A 15246-nucleotide genomic window follows, 5' to 3' on the forward strand; every position below is an offset into this window, starting at 1 on the left:
TCCGTGCGCCTTTTAAAACTGTTGGTGATGGCCGCCGCTCTGTGTGCAGGTGCGGCAGGATGTGGACGTTCCGACCCCGCCGAGACCACCGTGCGCTTCTGGGCGATGGGCAAGGAAGCCGAAGTGGTCGCCGAGCTGGTGCAGGACTTCGAAAAGCAGAACCCCGGCATCCAGGTCGATGTGCAGAACATCCCGATGACCGCCGCACACGAGAAACTGCTGACCGCATTCGCCGCCGATGGCCTGCCAGACGTGTGCCAGCTGGGCAATACCTGGCTGCCGGAGTTTGCATTGCTGGGCACGCTGGAGCCGATGCAGCCGTACGTGGCGCGCTCCAGGGTCGTCGACCCACAGGATTATTTCCCCGGCGTGTGGGACACCAATCTGGTCGACGGCACGCTGTACGGAGTGCCGTGGTATGTGGATACGCGGCTGCTGTTCTATCGCAAGGATCTGCTGCGCGAGGCCGGCTATAGCCAGATGCCCAAGACCTGGGCCGAGATGGAGCAGGTGATGGCGGCGATCAAGCGCAAGGTCGGGCCGGGCCGTTACGCCATCTTGATGCTGGTCAACGAGTTCGAGCAGCAGTTGTCATTTGCGCTGCAACAGGACGATCGTTTGCTGCGCAACCACGACAACTATGGCAACTTCCGCAGCGAAGGTTTCCGCAAGGCGCTGGGCTTCTACGACAACATGTATCAAAAAGATTGGGCGCCGAAGGTTTCCGATACCGAGTTGTCCAACGTCTGGTACGAATTCTTCAACGGCTATTACGCGTTCTATCTGTCCGGGCCGTGGAACGTGCGCGAATTCAAGCTGCGCCAGCCGCCGGGCATGGAAGGCAAGTGGGGCACGGCACCTTTGCCGGGTCCCGATGGGTTGGGCGCCGGTATTGCCGGCGGTTCGAGCCTGGTGATCTTCAAATCGTCCCAGCACCAGGACGCCAGCTGGAAGCTGATCGAATATCTGTCGCAGCCGCGGGTGCAGGCGCGCTTCCACGCCATCATCGGCGACTTGCCCCCGCGTCGCAGTACCTGGAAGTTGCCGTCGCTGGCCAACGACGAATTGGCGCATGCCTTCGGCGATCAGCTGGAGCGGGTCAAGGCAACGCCCAAGGTGCTGGAGTGGGAGCGCATCGTGCAGGAAATGCGCCTGGTGACCGAGCGCGTAGTGCGTGGCGGCCAATCGCACGAAGCCGCCGTGCAGGAACTGGACAAACGCGTGGACGAGATTCTGGCCAAGCGCCGCTGGATTTTTGAGCAGGAGGGCGGGCATGTCGGTCCGGCTGTTGAATTGGCCAGGCCTGCTGCCGCGCCGTCCGCTGCGCCAGCCGCAGTAGCGGGCGAGGGAGCTGCACAATGATGAAGCGTAACTCCGTCGCCGGCTGGGTGTTCGTCGCGCCGTCGATCATGGTGCTGGGCATGTTCTTCGGCGTGCCGGTGTTGGCCGCGCTAGTGCTCAGCGTCACCGACTTCGACCTGTACGCGCTGGCAGACAGCAGCTATCTGCGCTTCGTCGGCCTGGGCAACTACATCGAATTGTTGCAGACGCCGTTGTTCTGGAAGTCGCTGTGGAATACCACCTACTTCGTGCTGCTGGGCGTGCCTATGTCGATCGGCGTGTCGTTGAGTGCCGCATTGCTGCTCAATGCCAAGGCCTCGCGCTTCAAAGCGTTGTTCCGCACCGCCTTGTTCGCGCCGGTGGTCACTACGTTGGTGGCGGTGGCGGTGATCTGGCGCTACTTGTTGCATATCAAGTACGGCCTGGTGAACTTCGGCCTGAGCCATCTGGGGATTCAGCCGATCGACTGGCTGGGCGATCCGCGTTGGGCGATGCCGTCCATCATGCTGTTCGCGGTGTGGAAGAACTTAGGCTACAACATGGTGATCTTTCTGGCTGGCCTGCAGGCGATTCCACAAGACCTGTATGAGGCTGCGCGCATCGATGGTGCGTCGCGCTGGAAGCAATTCCTGCACATCACTTTGCCGATGCTCGGGCCGGTGCTGATGGTGGTCGGTGTGATCACCATCTCCGGCTATTTCCAGCTGTTTGCCGAGCCGTACGTGATGACCCGCGGCGACCCGCTGCAAAGCACCGTGAGCGTGCTGTATTTCATGTTCGAGGAGGGCTTCAAGTGGTGGAACCTGGGCCGCGCCTCGGCGGTAGCGTTCCTGTTGTTCCTGATCATTCTGGCGGTAACCACCGTGATGCTGCGCTTTGGCCGCAAGAAGGACCTGATATGAGTCGTGATGTTGGCCAATCGCGCTGGCATGCCTTGCTGATCAACGGCGGCTTGCTGGTGCTGGCACTGATCAGCCTGGTGCCGCTGCTGTGGATGCTGTCGGTATCGTTCATGCAGACCGGCGAAGCCAGCCGTTTCCCGCCGCCGATGCTGCCCTCGGCGTTCACGCTGGCCAATTACCACGAACTGTTCGCGCGTACCGGCATGGCGCGCAACTTCGCCAACAGCCTGATGGTATCCGGGCTGATCACGCTCGGCTCGCTACTGATCAACACCATGGCCGGTTATGCGTTCGCCAAGCTGCAGTTCGTCGGCCGCGAGCGCATCTTCAAGATCCTGATGGCCGCGTTGGTGATCCCGGCACAGGTGGCGATGTTGCCGCTGTTCCTGCTGATGAAGCAGTTGCATCTGGTCAACAACATCGGCGGGGTGGTGGTGCCGGCGCTGGCGACGGTGTTCGGCATCTTTCTGGTACGTCAGTACGCCCGAAGCATTCCCGATGAGCTGATCGAAGCTGCGCGCATCGACGGCGCAAGCGAGATGCGGATCTTCTTTCAGATCGTGCTGCCGATGCTCAAGCCGGTGCTGGTCACCTTGACCATATTCACCTTCATGGGTTCGTGGAACGACTTCATGTGGCCGCTGATCGTGCTGACCGACCAGGAGCAATACACTTTGCCGGTGGCGCTGGCGGCGCTGTCGCGCGAGCACATCATGGACGTGGAATTGATGATGGCCGGCGCAGTGGTGACGGTGATTCCGGTGCTGCTGTTGTTCCTGGCGCTGCAGCGTTACTACATTCAAGGTCTTCTGCTGGGGAGTGTGAAGGGGTGACGCCGATGATCCGGGCAGTGCTTGCCATGGCCGCGATCGCTAGCGTTGCGGGTGTGGCGCAGGCGCAGGAGCGCATGCTCGACGGCCTCGACGACATCGGCGCCTGGCGCTTGGTGGTCTCCAATCAGGTCAGCGGCTCGCTGCGTCCGGTGGCCACCACTTCTGGCGGACATGCGCTGTGCCTGGACTACAACTTCAACGGCGTGTCCGGCTATGTCGGCATCCGCCGCAATTTGCCGATCGAGTACCCCGAAAACTACCGCATCGGCTTCGCGCTGCGCGGCGAGTCTCCGTCCAACGATCTGCAGCTCAAGCTGATCGATGCCAGCGGCGACAACGTGTGGTGGGTCAACCGGCCGGGCTTCAACTTTCCGAAGAACTGGACCACCGTCAGTTACCGCAAGCGCAGCATCGGAAAGGCCTGGGGCCCGGGCCAGGACAAGCAACTGCGCAGCAGCGCGGATGTGGAATTCACCATTTACAACAAGGTCGGTGGCAAGGGCACGGTTTGCTTCGACCGCCTGACCCTGACCCCGCTAGCGCCGGAAGACACCTCGCCGCTCAAGGCCGAGGCCATCACCGATACCGCACCCGCATTGGAACAACGGCTGGCCGATGGCAAAACGGACACCTTCTGGCTCAGCGGCGCGGTCAAGCAACAGACGGTGACGCTGGATCTGGGCAAGGTGCGCGAATTCGGCGGCGCGGTGGTGCAGTGGGTGCCGGGCCTGCAGGCCTCCCAGTACACGGTGCGTGCGTCCAGCGACGGACGCGGCTGGCGCGATCTGCGCACCATTACCGCCGGTGCAGGTGCCGGCGGCACCGATTGGCTGGCGCTGCCGGATACCGAAGCGCGCTATCTGCGTTTCGATCTCAAGGACGGCCCCAACTGGCGTTACGGCATCAAGGAAGTGCAGCTGCAGCCGCTGGCGTTTGCGGCAACGCCCAACGATTTCATCAAGTCGCTGGCCGCGCAGATGCCGCGTGGCAGTTATCCGCGTGGCTTCGCCGGCGAGCAGCCGTACTGGACTATTCTGGGTCTGGACGGCGGCACCGAACATGGCCTGATCAGTGAAGACGGCGCGGTGGAAGTGGGCAAGGGCGGTTTCAGCATTGAGCCGTTCGTGGTGACCGGCGGCAAGCTGCTGCATTGGTCCGACGTCAGCAGCGAGCAAAGCCTGCAGGAAGATTACTTGCCGATTCCCAGCGTCGATTGGCATCACGACCTGCTGAATCTGCGTGTCACCGCGTTCGTGCAGGGCACACCCGATCAGGCACAACTGGTCGCACGTTATCAACTGCATAACACCGGCAAGCAAGCGCGCGACTTCACCCTGGCACTGGCGGTGCGCCCGTTCCAGGTCAACCCGCCAGCGCAGTTCCTGAACACCTTGGGCGGCGTCAGTCGTATCGAGCAACTGGCCGTGGATGGCGCGCAGGTCAGCGTCAACGGCAAGCCGCGCGTGTTTGCCGCGCAGCGTCCGGATGGCGGTTTCGCCAGCGCTTTCGACAGCGGTATGGATGTCAGTCATCTCACCGCCGCCACACCGCCCACGATCACCCAGGTCAATGACGAAACCGGCCTGGCATCGGGCGTGCTGTTGTATCGCTGGAAGTTGCAGCCCGGGCAGCGTCGCGAAGTGGCGCTGGTGATTCCGCAGACCGGCACGGCGCAGTTGCCAGCAGGTTTCGATGCCGATACGGCACAGCAACAGGTTGCCCAGCAGTGGCGCAGCAAGCTCGATCGCGTGCGCATCAGCGTGCCGGCCGAAGGCAAGCCGATGGTCGATACGCTGCGTACTGCCCTGGCGCATATGTTGATCTCGCGCATCGGCCCGCGCTTGCAGCCCGGCACGCGCTCGTACTCGCGCAGCTGGATCCGCGATGGCGCGATGATTTCCGAAGGTCTGTTGCGGCTCGGCCATGAGGATGTGGTGCGCGAGTACATGGACTGGTTCGCGCCGTATCAGTTTGCCGATGGCATGGTGCCGTGCTGCGTGGACGATCGCGGCAGCGACCCGGTGCCGGAAAACGATAGCCATGGCGAGCTGATCTTCAACATCGCCGAGTACTACCGCTACACCGGCGACAAGGCGTTCCTGGAAAAGATGTGGCCGCACGTCACCGGCGCCTACGAATACATGGAAAAGCTGCGCGCCAGCGAACGCACCGAAGACAACTTCATGCGCAACCCGGCCTTCTACGGAATGATGCCGGTATCGATCAGTCACGAAGGCTATTCGGCCAAGCCGGTGCATTCGTATTGGGACAACTTTTGGGCGTTGCGCGGCTACAAGGACGCGGTGATTCTGGCCGGCGCGCTCGACAAGCCCGACGACGTTACCCGTTTCACTGCCGCACGCGATGAGTTCAGCGGCGATCTGATCGCTTCGCTAGGTGCGGCCGTGCGTCAGCACAACCTCGCTTTTCTGCCCGGTTCGGCCGAGTTCGGCGATTTCGACGCGACCTCCACGACCATTGCATTGGCCCCAGGTGGCGAGCAGCAACGTCTGCCGCAAGACCTGCTGACCAACACCTTCGAGCGCTATTGGAAAGAGTTTTCCGACCGCCGCGACAGCAAGCGCGAATGGAAGGACTACACGCCCTATGAATGGCGCAACGTGGCCGCATTCGTGCGCCTGGGCTGGCGCGACCGCGCCTGGGACGCCACAGCGTTTTTCTTCAAGGACCGCGCGCCGCAACCCTGGAACCAATGGGCCGAAGTGGTCTCGCGCACGCCGCGCACGCCGTTCTTCGTCGGCGATCTGCCGCACGCCTGGGTCGCTTCGGACTTCGTGCGCTCGGTACTGGACATGTTTGCCTACGGACGCGAACCCGACGCCAGCCTGGTCATCGCTGCCGGCACGCCGACACGCTGGTTCGAAGGCAAGGGCATCGGCATTGCCGAACTGCGCACCCCGTACGGGCGCCTCAATTACACCCTGCAACGCACCGACAAGCAACTGCTGCTGCAACTGCAGCCAGGCTTGATCTTGCCGCCGGGCGGCGTGGTGTTTCCTTGGCCATACCAAGGCGCGCCGGGCAAGGCCAGCATCAACGGTGAGTCGGCTGAGTGGCATAACGGTGAGTTACGCATCCAGCAACTGCCGGCCAATGTGCAGATCGATGTGCCCAGCGCGGTGCGGCGCGCCGAGCGCGCCACGCAATGAGTGATGTGGCGTGTGGCCGAGCCGTCCGCACGACGTGTTGCGCCCATGCGTACACGCCGTCCTGCTGCTGAGTGCGTCTGTGCCGACGAGTTGTTTGGTTCGCGACTGGAGAAGCAGATCGACCTGCGTTATCCGCTGGCGCAATTGAGCCAACGGCTGCCATGGGCTGCGTAGGAACAGGCGCTTTTGCCGCGCTTGCCGGCCACTGCGGCCGCTGGCGGTCGTCCCGCACTGCCAGTGTGTTTGATGGCAGGTTTGCTGTATCTCAAGCATGCCTACGACCTGTCCGATGAAGCGGTCTGCGAACGGTGCCTGGAAAATCCGTATCGGCAGTTCTTCGCATGCGCTGGAAGTGGGCTGCATCGGCAAGGGCAAAGCACCTCAGCCGTACGCATTCGGCGTCAAGGTCGGGATTGCGGTCAGCGCCTGCAAGGGCTCGATCGTGTGAGCGCGCAGTTTTCCGGGCAACCCGAGCAACTGGAGCAGACGCGCGGTTTGCTGCGGGATCTGGGCATCCAACCAACCGTGGCGATCGTGGATCTGGGCGATCGCGGGCGCTAGGTCGGTGGCGTGCAGGTGCTCGATCATGGCAAGGCCAAGACCCTGACGCGACGGCCATGGCGCTGGATCAAACGATGTCAGGTAGTGGAACCGGTGATCGGACATCTGAAAGAAGACTGCCGGCTGCGTCGTTGCAGGCTCAAAGGCGCTCAAGGCGATGTGCTGCACGTGCTTGGTTGCGCCGCCGGCTACAAGCTGCGTTGGCCAGGGCGAAAGTTACGAGCGTGCATCGCAACAGCGACAGCAAGGTCAGCGCCTTGAACGTGCGCACTCACCCATGCAAGCGCTGAAAAATCTGCACGCCTGCCAACCCCACACCGGCCATGCTGCCGAAGTTGGTCAACAGGAACGTCAGCACCACACGCGACACGCGATTGCGGTACCAACCGCGCAGCGTCTGCGCATCGTCGCGTAGCGACAGGAAGTCGCCATAGGCCGGCTTGCGCATATGCACCTCGACCAGCGCGGCGAACGCGCCGGTCGGCACGCTCAAGCGGAATGGTTTGAATGGCGCCACCGCGGCGGCGGTAAGAATGCTCAGCGGGTGGCTGCCGGCCAATAAACAGCCCAGCGCGGCCAGGCCGCCGGTATACATCGCCCACTGCAACAGCAGGTCAGTGCCCATGCTCATGCCGCCGCGCCAGAAGCCAATCGCGATGCCGGCGATGACGACGGTCAGAATGCCCAGCGTGATCCACGGAACGCGTTTGCGCTGCTGCACGTATTCCAACGACTCGCGCAGCGGGCCGGGTGCATCGGTGTCCTGTTCCAGATGCTGCGCCAGGCCGGCCAGATGCCCGGCACCAACGACCGCTAATACTTCGTGCTGGCCGGCAGTGGCTTCTTCGCGCAGACGCGTGGCCATGTATTGATCGCGCTCGGTAATCACGGTCTCGTACAACTCCGGGCTTTCGCTGGCGAAGTCGCCGAAGCTCGCTTCCAGCATGTCGCCTTGCTTGAGCTTTTCGATTTCTTCCTCGCCCACCTCATCGGCCGCAAACAGGCCGCCGAGCAAGCCGCCGGCCAACTTCATCTTGCCGAAGAACCCAAGCCGCCCGGACGCACGCTTGAAGGTCAGGCCGACCTCGCGATCGATCAGGTGCACCGGCAAGCCTTGCGCGCGTGCCATATTCACCGCTTCCTTCAACTCCGCGCCCGGCTCGATACCGAGCTGCTTGGCCAGGCGGCGCTGATAGGCAGCCAGTGCCAGGTTCGCGGCAAACAAGGCCACGCGGCCCTTGCGGATCACCTGCACCAGATCCAGGCGGGCGAGGGCGTCCGGGTCGCTTAGCGCTTGTAGACGTTGCGCATCCAGCTCGACCGCCACCGCGTCGTAGCGTCCGCTGCCGATTGCCCGTTGCACTGCGGCCACACTGGCCAGCGACACGTGCGCAGTGCCGAGCAAGGTATAGCGCACGCCATCGCGTTCGACGATGCGGTGCGGCTGGCCGGACAGCGCATCGTCCAGAACGTAGGTGGTCTGCTCAGTCATGGGGTCATTCATCAGAAGAAGGGGCGGTGTCACCTGGGCCTAGCGGGCGTTGCATTTGCACGCTGTCCAACCAGCGGCCATGCTTGCGGTCGATTCCGGTGAACACTCCGACCGTGCGAAAACCAAAACGTTCATGCAGCCGTCGCGATGCCTGATTACCGGCATCGCCGATCACCGCAATCATCTGCCGATAGCCGCGCTGCTCACACTGCGCAATCAGCTCGCCCAGCAAGGCCTTGCCGATGCCACGGCCTTGCATGTCGGCTGCAAGATAGATCGAGTTCTCGACGGTGAAGCGATAACCCGTGCGCGCTCGAAACGCACTGGCATAGGCGTAGCCAACCACCGCAACATCGTATTCGGCGACCAGATACGGGTAACCAGCCTCTACGATCGTACGCACGCGGGCGCGCATCTTATCGCTCGACGGCGCACTGTATTCGTAGGTGTTCACCCCGGCGATCTGCTCCGCATAGATCGCGGTGATCGCCGGGATGTCCGCATCGCGGACTTCGCGCACGTCGACAGGCATGCGGTTAGTCGATGTAGCGCTTGAGCAGATCGCCGTACGCATCGATGCGGCGATCGCGCAGGAACGGCCAGATGCGGCGCACATGCTCGCTGCGCTGCAGATCGACATCGCAGACCAGCACGGTCGGGTCCTGCCCGGCTTCGGCAATGAACTCGCCCTGCGGCCCCACCACATGGCTGTTGCCCCAGAACTGGATGCCCGATGCACCCATCGGTGACGGTTCGTGGCCCACGCGGTTGCACGACAGCACCGGCACACCGTTGGCAATGGCATGGCCGCGGTGGCTAAGCACCCACGCATCGCGCTGCCGTTCCTGCTCGGGCTGCTCGTCGTCGGGATCCCAGCCGATTGCGGTGGGGTAAATCAACAGTTCCGCACCGGCCAGCGCCATCAGGCGCGCAGCTTCGGGGTACCACTGATCCCAGCACACCAGCACGCCGAGACGACCGACCGATGTATCGATCGGCGTGAAGCCCAGATCGCCCGGCGTAAAATAGAACTTCTCGTAGAAGCCCGGATCGTCGGGGATATGCATCTTGCGGTATTTGCCGAGCAGGCGGCCGTCCTTCTCCAATACCACCGCCGTGTTGTGATACAGGCCGGCGGCGCGTCGCTCGAATAACGACGCCACCAGCACCACGCCGTGCTGTTTGGCCAGTGCGCCCAGACGCTCGGTGCTTGGGCCAGGAATCGGTTCGGCCAGGTCGAATTCGTCCACCGACTCGTGCTGACAGAAATACGCGCCGTTGTGCAGTTCCTGCAGCAATACCAACTTGGCGCCCTGCGCGGCGGCTTCGGCCACGCGCGAGGCGATGACGGCCAGATTGGCCGTAGCGTCGCCGTGGTTGCGCTCCTGGATCAGCGCGACGGGAAGGAGAGGACGGGTCATGGCAGCATCCGACTAGGTGGCACGCAGGTTAGCGTGCCATGGCATAACACCGGCCTGCCGGCCGGAACAGAAGCGGCTCATGCGGCCAGCAGGCCGGCGGGCAATTGCATGGTCAGGCAGTGCAGGCTGCCGTTCTGCCAGATCAGTGGACGGCACGGCACCGGCACGATTTCGTGCTGCGGAAACGCCTCGGCCAGCACGGCCTGGGCGGCCGCATCGGCGGGATCGCCGTAGGCCGGCATCAGCACCGCACCGTTGACGATCAGGAAGTTGGCATACGACGCCGCCAGACGACGGCCGTGGTCGAGAATCGGCTCGGCCCACGGCAGCACGAACAGGCGGTACGGCTGCCCATCGGCCTTGCGCAGCGCAGCCAGCTCGGCACCCATCGCCTGCAATTCGCTGTAATGCGAATCGGTAGGCACATCGCAGCCCTGATAGACGATCGCCTCCGGGCCGGCAAAGCGCGCCAGCGTATCGATATGCGCGTCGGTGTCGTCGCCTTCCAGATAGCCATGATCCAGCCACAACACCCGTTCCTGCGACAACCACGCCGCAAGATCTGCGCTAAGCGATTCGCGCGTGCGCTGCGGATGCCTCTCGTGCAGGCACTTCCAGGTGGTCAGCAGCGTGCCTGCACCATCTGTCTCGATCGCACCGCCTTCAAGCGCAAAGTCGATGGTCTGCACCGACGCCGGCACGAACACCTGCGCCGCCTCCAGCGAGGCCACCAATTGGTCGTCCAGGCTCGCTTCGAACTTGCCGCCCCAACCGGTGAAACGGAAATCCATCAGCCGGAAGCCACCATCCTGACGCAGCGTGATCGGGCCGGAGTCGCGCAGCCAAGTGTCGTTGTAGGCCGCGACAACGAAGTGCACGCGCTCCATGTTCACCCGCGCTGAACGCAGCCGCGCCTCGGCATAGATTTGCAGATCGTCATCGGCCACGCAGATGATCACCGGCTCGAAACGGGAGATTGCCATCATCAGCGCGATGTAGGTCTCTTCCACCTCGGCCAGACGCTCGGCCCAATCGGTGCCCGCATGTGGCCACGCAATCAACACGGCGGCTTGAGGTTCCCACTCGGCGGGAAAGCGAACACTGTCGGTCATAACGAGCAACTACCTATCAATGCCAAGATAACGCCAGGCTGTTAACCAAATCCCCGCACATGGGTGTGCAGGCTTTACAGAAGGTCCCGCATTGAATTGGATTCAGCGAGGGACTAGTAGTGAACCGGCTCTCACGAATCCAGTGCGTCAAACCCCTGTTGCAAGAACCTAATTAAATAAACCGCTCAAATACCCAACTCACCTGATCGGCGGCTTCGGCCCGATCTCGTTGGCATCGGCCTGATTGGCCACCACGTCGATCACCCGGCTTTTTTCGAAGTACACGGTGAATGCCGGATACACCCAGCGATGGATCGTTGGCCACTGGCGCTTTTGACCACCGCGCGGATCGAGTTTTTCCTGTGGCGCGCCGTAACGGCCTTCGACCTGACTCATGCTGTCGCCGCGGAAGGGCAGGGCAGCGGCGGGCTTCTGCTGTGCACGATCGACCAACAGCGTCTCGGCCGAAGCAACGGCACTGATCCCCATCAGCGCGATCAGCGATAGGACAAACAATCGGTTGCGCATGTCATCTACTCTCCAGCGGACAAGATTTGGAAGGTGATTACAGCAAAAAACCAAGACAGACGTGGCCGCCAAGTCCGTTTATCGAAGCGGTGTTGGGCTTCCGCCAGGTCGGCCTACTCAGAGCGGGCCAAGCCATGGCTAGTAGCCCAAGCGCACCACAGCCTGCATGCAGCAATAGCCGGCGTGAAGCATCGACCAAGAAAAAACCGCCCGGAGGCGGCTTTCTCGGGTCTTGCCACGGCGCCGGCTTAGCGCTGACGTGCCTTGAAGCGAGGGTTCGACTTGCAGATAACGAAGATCTTACCGTGGCGGGTGACCACCTTGCAGTCAGGGTGACGGGTCTTTGCAGATTTTAGTGAAGACAGAACTTTCATGGCATACCTCGGCGTAAACAGCTTGGATTAGATGAGTATAGAGTGCCCACGGTCGAGGGCGCACCAGTAAGCTTGTAAGCAGGAAATTTTAACCGGCTTTTCGTCATGCTTTCAAGTGGTTGCATCTGAATCGCAGCGGGCGGCGCTACACTACGGCTTGATGACCTTACCGGAAACCTGAATGACCGACCTTTCGCCCGTCCTCACCATCGATGGTCCATCCGGTGCCGGCAAGGGGACCGTGAGCCGGATCGTGGCTGCACGGTTGGGCTGGCACTACCTCGATTCGGGCGCACTGTATCGCGCGGTCGGCGTGTCGGCGAGCTGGGCCAATCTGGACGTGTCCGACCCGGCGGCGCTGGTGCGCTGCACCTTCGATACCAAAGTGGAGTTCGACGATGCGGGCGATGCCGGGCTGCGGGTATTGGTCAACGGAGTGGATGCAACCAGGGAATTGCGCCTGGAAACCACCGGTGCGCTGGCTTCGGCGATTGCCGCCATTCCAGAGGTGCGCAGCGCCCTGAAAGAGCGTCAACGTGCATTCAGACGGGCGCCCGGATTGGTCGCGGATGGCCGCGACATGGGTACGGTGATCTTCCCCGACGCTGCCCTCAAGGTGTTTTTAACCGCCAGTGCCGAAGAACGTGCGGGCCGTCGCCATAAACAGTTGATGGAAAAGGGTGTTTCGGTTACCTTTGGCGATGTGCTACGCGAGACTATGGCCCGCGATGCACGTGATGCGCAGCGGGTGGTGGCGCCATTACGGGCGGCCCAAGAAGCCGTGCTGATCGATACTAGTGGAATGGGAATCGAGGATGTCGTCAAGCGTGTGGTTGGGTTGTTGACAGACCGCACGCCGTCGTAAGCGTTCCGCAAGCGGGCCTGTCCCGCCGACCGCAATGCGTTCCAAAGCTCCGTTGCACATCCCGTGTGGCGGTTCTATGACTATTTAACCGACTCGCTTTCCGGAGTCGATCAACAGGCTGGGCGGTTGCCATCTGTCGCAATCCGACGATCAACGCCCGTGTGTTCAACTGAGTAAAATTCAAATGACAGAATCTTTTGCTGAACTGTTCGAAGCCAGTCAAACCAATCTGGCGAAGTTGAAGCCGGGCTCGATCGTCACTGGCACCGTGGTGGAAGTACGCGGCGACGTGGTGGTGATCAACGCTGGCTTGAAGTCCGAAGGCATCGTGCCGATCGAGCAGTTCCGTAATGACGCTGGCGAGATCGATGTTGGCGTAGGCGACCAGGTCAAGGTTGCCCTCGATTCCATCGAGAATGGCTTTGGCGAGACCGTGCTGTCGCGCGAGAAAGCCAAGCGCGCAATGGTGTGGGACGAGCTGGAAGAGGCGTTGGAAAAGAACGAAACCATCACCGGCCGCATCAGTGGCAAGGTCAAGGGTGGTTTCACCGTGGATATCAAGGATGTCCGCGCGTTCCTGCCTGGTTCGCTGGTGGATGTGCGCCCGGTGCGCGACCCGGCCTACCTGGAAGGCAAGGAACTTGAGTTCAAGCTGATCAAGCTGGACCGCAAGCGCAACAACGTGGTGGTTTCGCGTCGCGCAGTGGTCGAGAGCGAGCATTCGGAAGAGCGCGAGCAGCTGATGGACAAGCTGCAGGAAGGCGCGATCCTGAAGGGTGTCGTCAAGAACCTGACCGACTACGGCGCATTCGTGGACCTGGGCGGTATCGACGGCCTGCTGCACATCACCGACATGGCCTGGAAGCGCGTGCGCCATCCGTCCGAAGTCGTCAACGTTGGCGATGAGCTGGACGTTCGCGTGCTGAAGTTCGATCGCGAGCGTAACCGCGTCAGCCTCGGCCTGAAGCAGCTGGGCGAAGATCCGTGGGACAACATCGCTCGTCGTTACCCGGCCAATAGCCGCGTGTTCGGCAAGGTCTCCAACGTTACCGATTACGGCGCATTCGTCGAGATCGAGCCGGGCGTCGAAGGTCTGGTGCACGTCTCCGAGATGGATTGGACCAACAAGAACGTCAACCCGTCCAAGGTTGTGCAGGTGGGTGACGAAGTCGAAGTGATGGTGCTGGATGTCGACGAGGAGCGTCGCCGCATCTCGCTGGGCATGAAGCAGGTTGCCGCCAATCCGTGGGAAACCTTCGCCGCTACCCACAAGAAGAACGACAAGGTGTCCGGTCAGATCAAGTCGATCACCGACTTCGGCATCTTCATCGGTCTGGACGGCGGCATCGACGGTCTGGTTCACCTGTCAGACATCAGCTGGAACACCACCGGCGAAGATGTTGTGCGCAACTATAAGAAGGGCGACACGCTGGAAGCTGTGGTGCTGGCAGTCGATCCGGAACGTGAGCGTATCAGTCTGGGCGTCAAGCAGCTGGAGCAGGATCCGTTCGGCCAGTACATGGCTTCCAACCCGAAGGGTTCGAAGGTCGAAGGCGTGGTCCGTGAAGTCGATGCCAAGGGCGCCATGATCGACTTGGCCGATGGCATAGAAGGCTACGTCGCTGCACGCGACATCGCCAACGAGCGTGTGGACGATGCGACCCAGCACCTGAAGGTCGGCGACAAGATCGAAGCCAAGTTCGTGGGCATGGACCGTAAGGGCCGCACCCTGCAGCTGTCGATCAAGGCCAAGGACGACGCCGAAATGCGCGAAACGCTGGAGGAATACCAGTCCTCCGCCGCATCCGGTGGCATGACTCAGTTGGGCGCGCTGCTGCGTGCACAGTTGAACAGCAACAAGTCCGAGTAAGCGCGTAGCGCTCGCAAGAGCGTGATGGATCGGCCCGGGCTTGCCCGGGCCGATTCCGATGTGTCAGTCGAAAAAAGCAAGTCTTCCCATGACAAAGTCCGAATTAATTGAAATCCTGGCGCGACGCCAAGCGCATCTGAAGTCGGACGACGTGGATCTGGCAGTGAAGTCGCTGCTGGAAATGATGGGGCAGGCGCTCTCAGATGGTGATCGGATCGAAATCCGCGGGTTCGGCAGTTTCTCGCTGCATTACCGTCCACCACGCCTGGGCCGTAATCCAAAGACCGGCGAGTCGGTCGCCTTGCCGGGCAAGCATGTTCCGCACTTCAAGCCGGGCAAGGAATTGCGTGAGCGCGTGAGTTCCGTGGTCCCTGTCGATCTGGCCGATGCAGCGGATTGAAGGCCGTTCTGGCGCTGCGTTTATGTTGTCTCGGTTAAGCTAAGCACCTCCCCGACGGAGTCCTCGCCATGAAGGTGTTTCGTTTGCTGGTGATGTTGGCCTTCCTGCTGGTCGGTCTGATCATCGGTGCGGTCAATTCCCAGGACGTCACTCTCGATTTCCTATTCTCTAATGTGCATACCACCTCCGGGATTGCGATCATCGTCGCGTTGCTGGTTGGCGTGTTGATTGGTGCCGGCATGGTGCTGGTCAGCGTGGTCATTCCCATTTACTCCAAACTGCGCCAGGCCAACAAGGCTGTTGCTGTCAGTCGCGTTGACGCCAGGTCCATTCCGCCTGGCTCAGCCGAGCCCCGCCCCTTTGATGGGATGTAAGTA

Annotated in this window: 14 protein-coding genes and 1 pseudogene; 9 read left to right on the forward strand and 6 right to left on the reverse strand. The window is 61.9% G+C overall.

Annotated features, from left to right (window positions below; genetic code table 11):
- The first annotated feature begins 3 nt into the window (after nt 1-3).
- From J5I97_RS07010 to J5I97_RS07030, 5 genes and pseudogenes are all read left to right on the forward strand, one after another.
- Nucleotides 4-1362: a sugar ABC transporter substrate-binding protein gene (locus J5I97_RS07010; protein ID WP_208590511.1), complete on the forward strand. Its 1359-nt coding sequence runs from the start codon at nt 4-6 to the stop codon at nt 1360-1362.
- On the forward strand, nt 1359-2243 hold the full coding sequence (locus J5I97_RS07015) for a carbohydrate ABC transporter permease (RefSeq protein WP_208590513.1): 885 nt from the start codon (nt 1359-1361) through the stop codon (nt 2241-2243). Before J5I97_RS07010 ends, J5I97_RS07015 begins: the two co-directional genes overlap by 4 nt.
- Entirely contained in the window at nt 2240-3076 is an 837-nt protein-coding gene (locus J5I97_RS07020) for a carbohydrate ABC transporter permease (protein ID WP_208590515.1), read from the forward strand. Before J5I97_RS07015 ends, J5I97_RS07020 begins: the two co-directional genes overlap by 4 nt.
- Before the next feature lie 26 nt (nt 3077-3102).
- A complete protein-coding gene (locus J5I97_RS07025; protein WP_208591596.1) occupies nt 3103-6246 on the forward strand; it encodes a discoidin domain-containing protein in 3144 nt (1047 codons plus the stop codon).
- Nucleotides 6247-6291: 45 nt separating this feature from the next.
- Nucleotides 6292-7068: pseudogene (locus J5I97_RS07030) on the forward strand (transposase).
- 10 nt (nt 7069-7078) lie between these two features.
- Here the strand turns inward: J5I97_RS07030 and J5I97_RS07035 are convergent.
- From J5I97_RS07035 to ykgO, 6 genes are all read right to left on the reverse strand, one after another.
- Complete coding sequence (locus J5I97_RS07035; RefSeq protein ID WP_371885837.1) at nt 7079-8311, reverse strand: TraB/GumN family protein; 1233 nt, start codon at nt 8309-8311, stop codon at nt 7079-7081.
- Entirely contained in the window at nt 8304-8831 is a 528-nt protein-coding gene (locus J5I97_RS07040; RefSeq protein ID WP_208590518.1) for a GNAT family N-acetyltransferase, read from the reverse strand. Before J5I97_RS07040 ends, J5I97_RS07035 begins: the two co-directional genes overlap by 8 nt.
- A gap of 4 nt (nt 8832-8835) precedes the next feature.
- Nucleotides 8836-9720 (reverse strand): carbon-nitrogen hydrolase, encoded by an 885-nt coding sequence (locus J5I97_RS07045; RefSeq protein ID WP_208590527.1) that lies wholly within the window; start codon nt 9718-9720, stop codon nt 8836-8838.
- Nucleotides 9721-9797: 77 nt separating this feature from the next.
- Nucleotides 9798-10832 (reverse strand): agmatine deiminase family protein, encoded by a 1035-nt coding sequence (locus J5I97_RS07050; protein ID WP_208590529.1) that lies wholly within the window; start codon nt 10830-10832, stop codon nt 9798-9800.
- Nucleotides 10833-11030: 198 nt separating this feature from the next.
- Nucleotides 11031-11360, reverse strand: coding sequence for a hypothetical protein (locus J5I97_RS07055; RefSeq protein ID WP_208590531.1), 330 nt, complete (start codon nt 11358-11360; stop codon nt 11031-11033).
- Nucleotides 11361-11608: 248 nt separating this feature from the next.
- Nucleotides 11609-11734: a type B 50S ribosomal protein L36 gene (gene ykgO, locus J5I97_RS07060; protein ID WP_208590546.1), complete on the reverse strand. Its 126-nt coding sequence runs from the start codon at nt 11732-11734 to the stop codon at nt 11609-11611.
- A gap of 181 nt (nt 11735-11915) precedes the next feature.
- Between ykgO and cmk the strand changes: the two genes are divergently transcribed.
- The 4 genes from cmk (at nt 11916) to J5I97_RS07080 (ending at nt 15243) form a co-directional block, all read left to right on the forward strand.
- Nucleotides 11916-12599 carry a (d)CMP kinase gene (gene cmk, locus J5I97_RS07065; RefSeq protein ID WP_208590548.1) on the forward strand — a complete coding sequence of 228 codons (684 nt, stop codon included), beginning with the start codon at nt 11916-11918 and terminating at the stop codon, nt 12597-12599.
- Nucleotides 12600-12783: 184 nt separating this feature from the next.
- Nucleotides 12784-14469: a 30S ribosomal protein S1 gene (gene rpsA / locus J5I97_RS07070; protein ID WP_088061411.1), complete on the forward strand. Its 1686-nt coding sequence runs from the start codon at nt 12784-12786 to the stop codon at nt 14467-14469.
- Nucleotides 14470-14557: 88 nt separating this feature from the next.
- A complete protein-coding gene (locus J5I97_RS07075) occupies nt 14558-14869 on the forward strand; it encodes an integration host factor subunit beta (protein WP_002805779.1) in 312 nt (103 codons plus the stop codon).
- 68 nt (nt 14870-14937) lie between these two features.
- Nucleotides 14938-15243: a lipopolysaccharide assembly protein LapA domain-containing protein gene (locus J5I97_RS07080; RefSeq protein ID WP_208590550.1), complete on the forward strand. Its 306-nt coding sequence runs from the start codon at nt 14938-14940 to the stop codon at nt 15241-15243.
- Nucleotides 15244-15246: the final 3 nt, after the last annotated feature.

It is taken from the genome of Xanthomonas fragariae (assembly GCF_017603965.1).
In the GTDB taxonomy this organism is placed as follows: Bacteria; Pseudomonadota; Gammaproteobacteria; order Xanthomonadales; family Xanthomonadaceae; genus Xanthomonas; species Xanthomonas fragariae_A.

Coding starts and splice junctions, on each gene's coding strand:
- J5I97_RS07050 (WP_208590529.1), bottom strand. CDS start 10,832: ATGACCGACAGTGTTCGCTTTCCCGCCGAGTGGGAACCTCAAGCCGCC.
- J5I97_RS07075 (WP_002805779.1), top strand. CDS start 14,558: ATGACAAAGTCCGAATTAATTGAAATCCTGGCGCGACGCCAAGCGCAT.
- J5I97_RS07040 (WP_208590518.1), bottom strand. CDS start 8,831: ATGCCTGTCGACGTGCGCGAAGTCCGCGATGCGGACATCCCGGCGATC.
- cmk (WP_208590548.1), top strand. CDS start 11,916: ATGACCGACCTTTCGCCCGTCCTCACCATCGATGGTCCATCCGGTGCC.
- ykgO (WP_208590546.1), bottom strand. CDS start 11,734: ATGAAAGTTCTGTCTTCACTAAAATCTGCAAAGACCCGTCACCCTGAC.
- J5I97_RS07025 (WP_208591596.1), top strand. CDS start 3,103: ATGGCCGCGATCGCTAGCGTTGCGGGTGTGGCGCAGGCGCAGGAGCGC.
- J5I97_RS07015 (WP_208590513.1), top strand. CDS start 1,359: ATGATGAAGCGTAACTCCGTCGCCGGCTGGGTGTTCGTCGCGCCGTCG.
- rpsA (WP_088061411.1), top strand. CDS start 12,784: ATGACAGAATCTTTTGCTGAACTGTTCGAAGCCAGTCAAACCAATCTG.
- J5I97_RS07035 (WP_371885837.1), bottom strand. CDS start 8,311: ATGAATGACCCCATGACTGAGCAGACCACCTACGTTCTGGACGATGCG.
- J5I97_RS07020 (WP_208590515.1), top strand. CDS start 2,240: ATGAGTCGTGATGTTGGCCAATCGCGCTGGCATGCCTTGCTGATCAAC.
- J5I97_RS07045 (WP_208590527.1), bottom strand. CDS start 9,720: ATGACCCGTCCTCTCCTTCCCGTCGCGCTGATCCAGGAGCGCAACCAC.
- J5I97_RS07055 (WP_208590531.1), bottom strand. CDS start 11,360: ATGCGCAACCGATTGTTTGTCCTATCGCTGATCGCGCTGATGGGGATC.
- J5I97_RS07080 (WP_208590550.1), top strand. CDS start 14,938: ATGAAGGTGTTTCGTTTGCTGGTGATGTTGGCCTTCCTGCTGGTCGGT.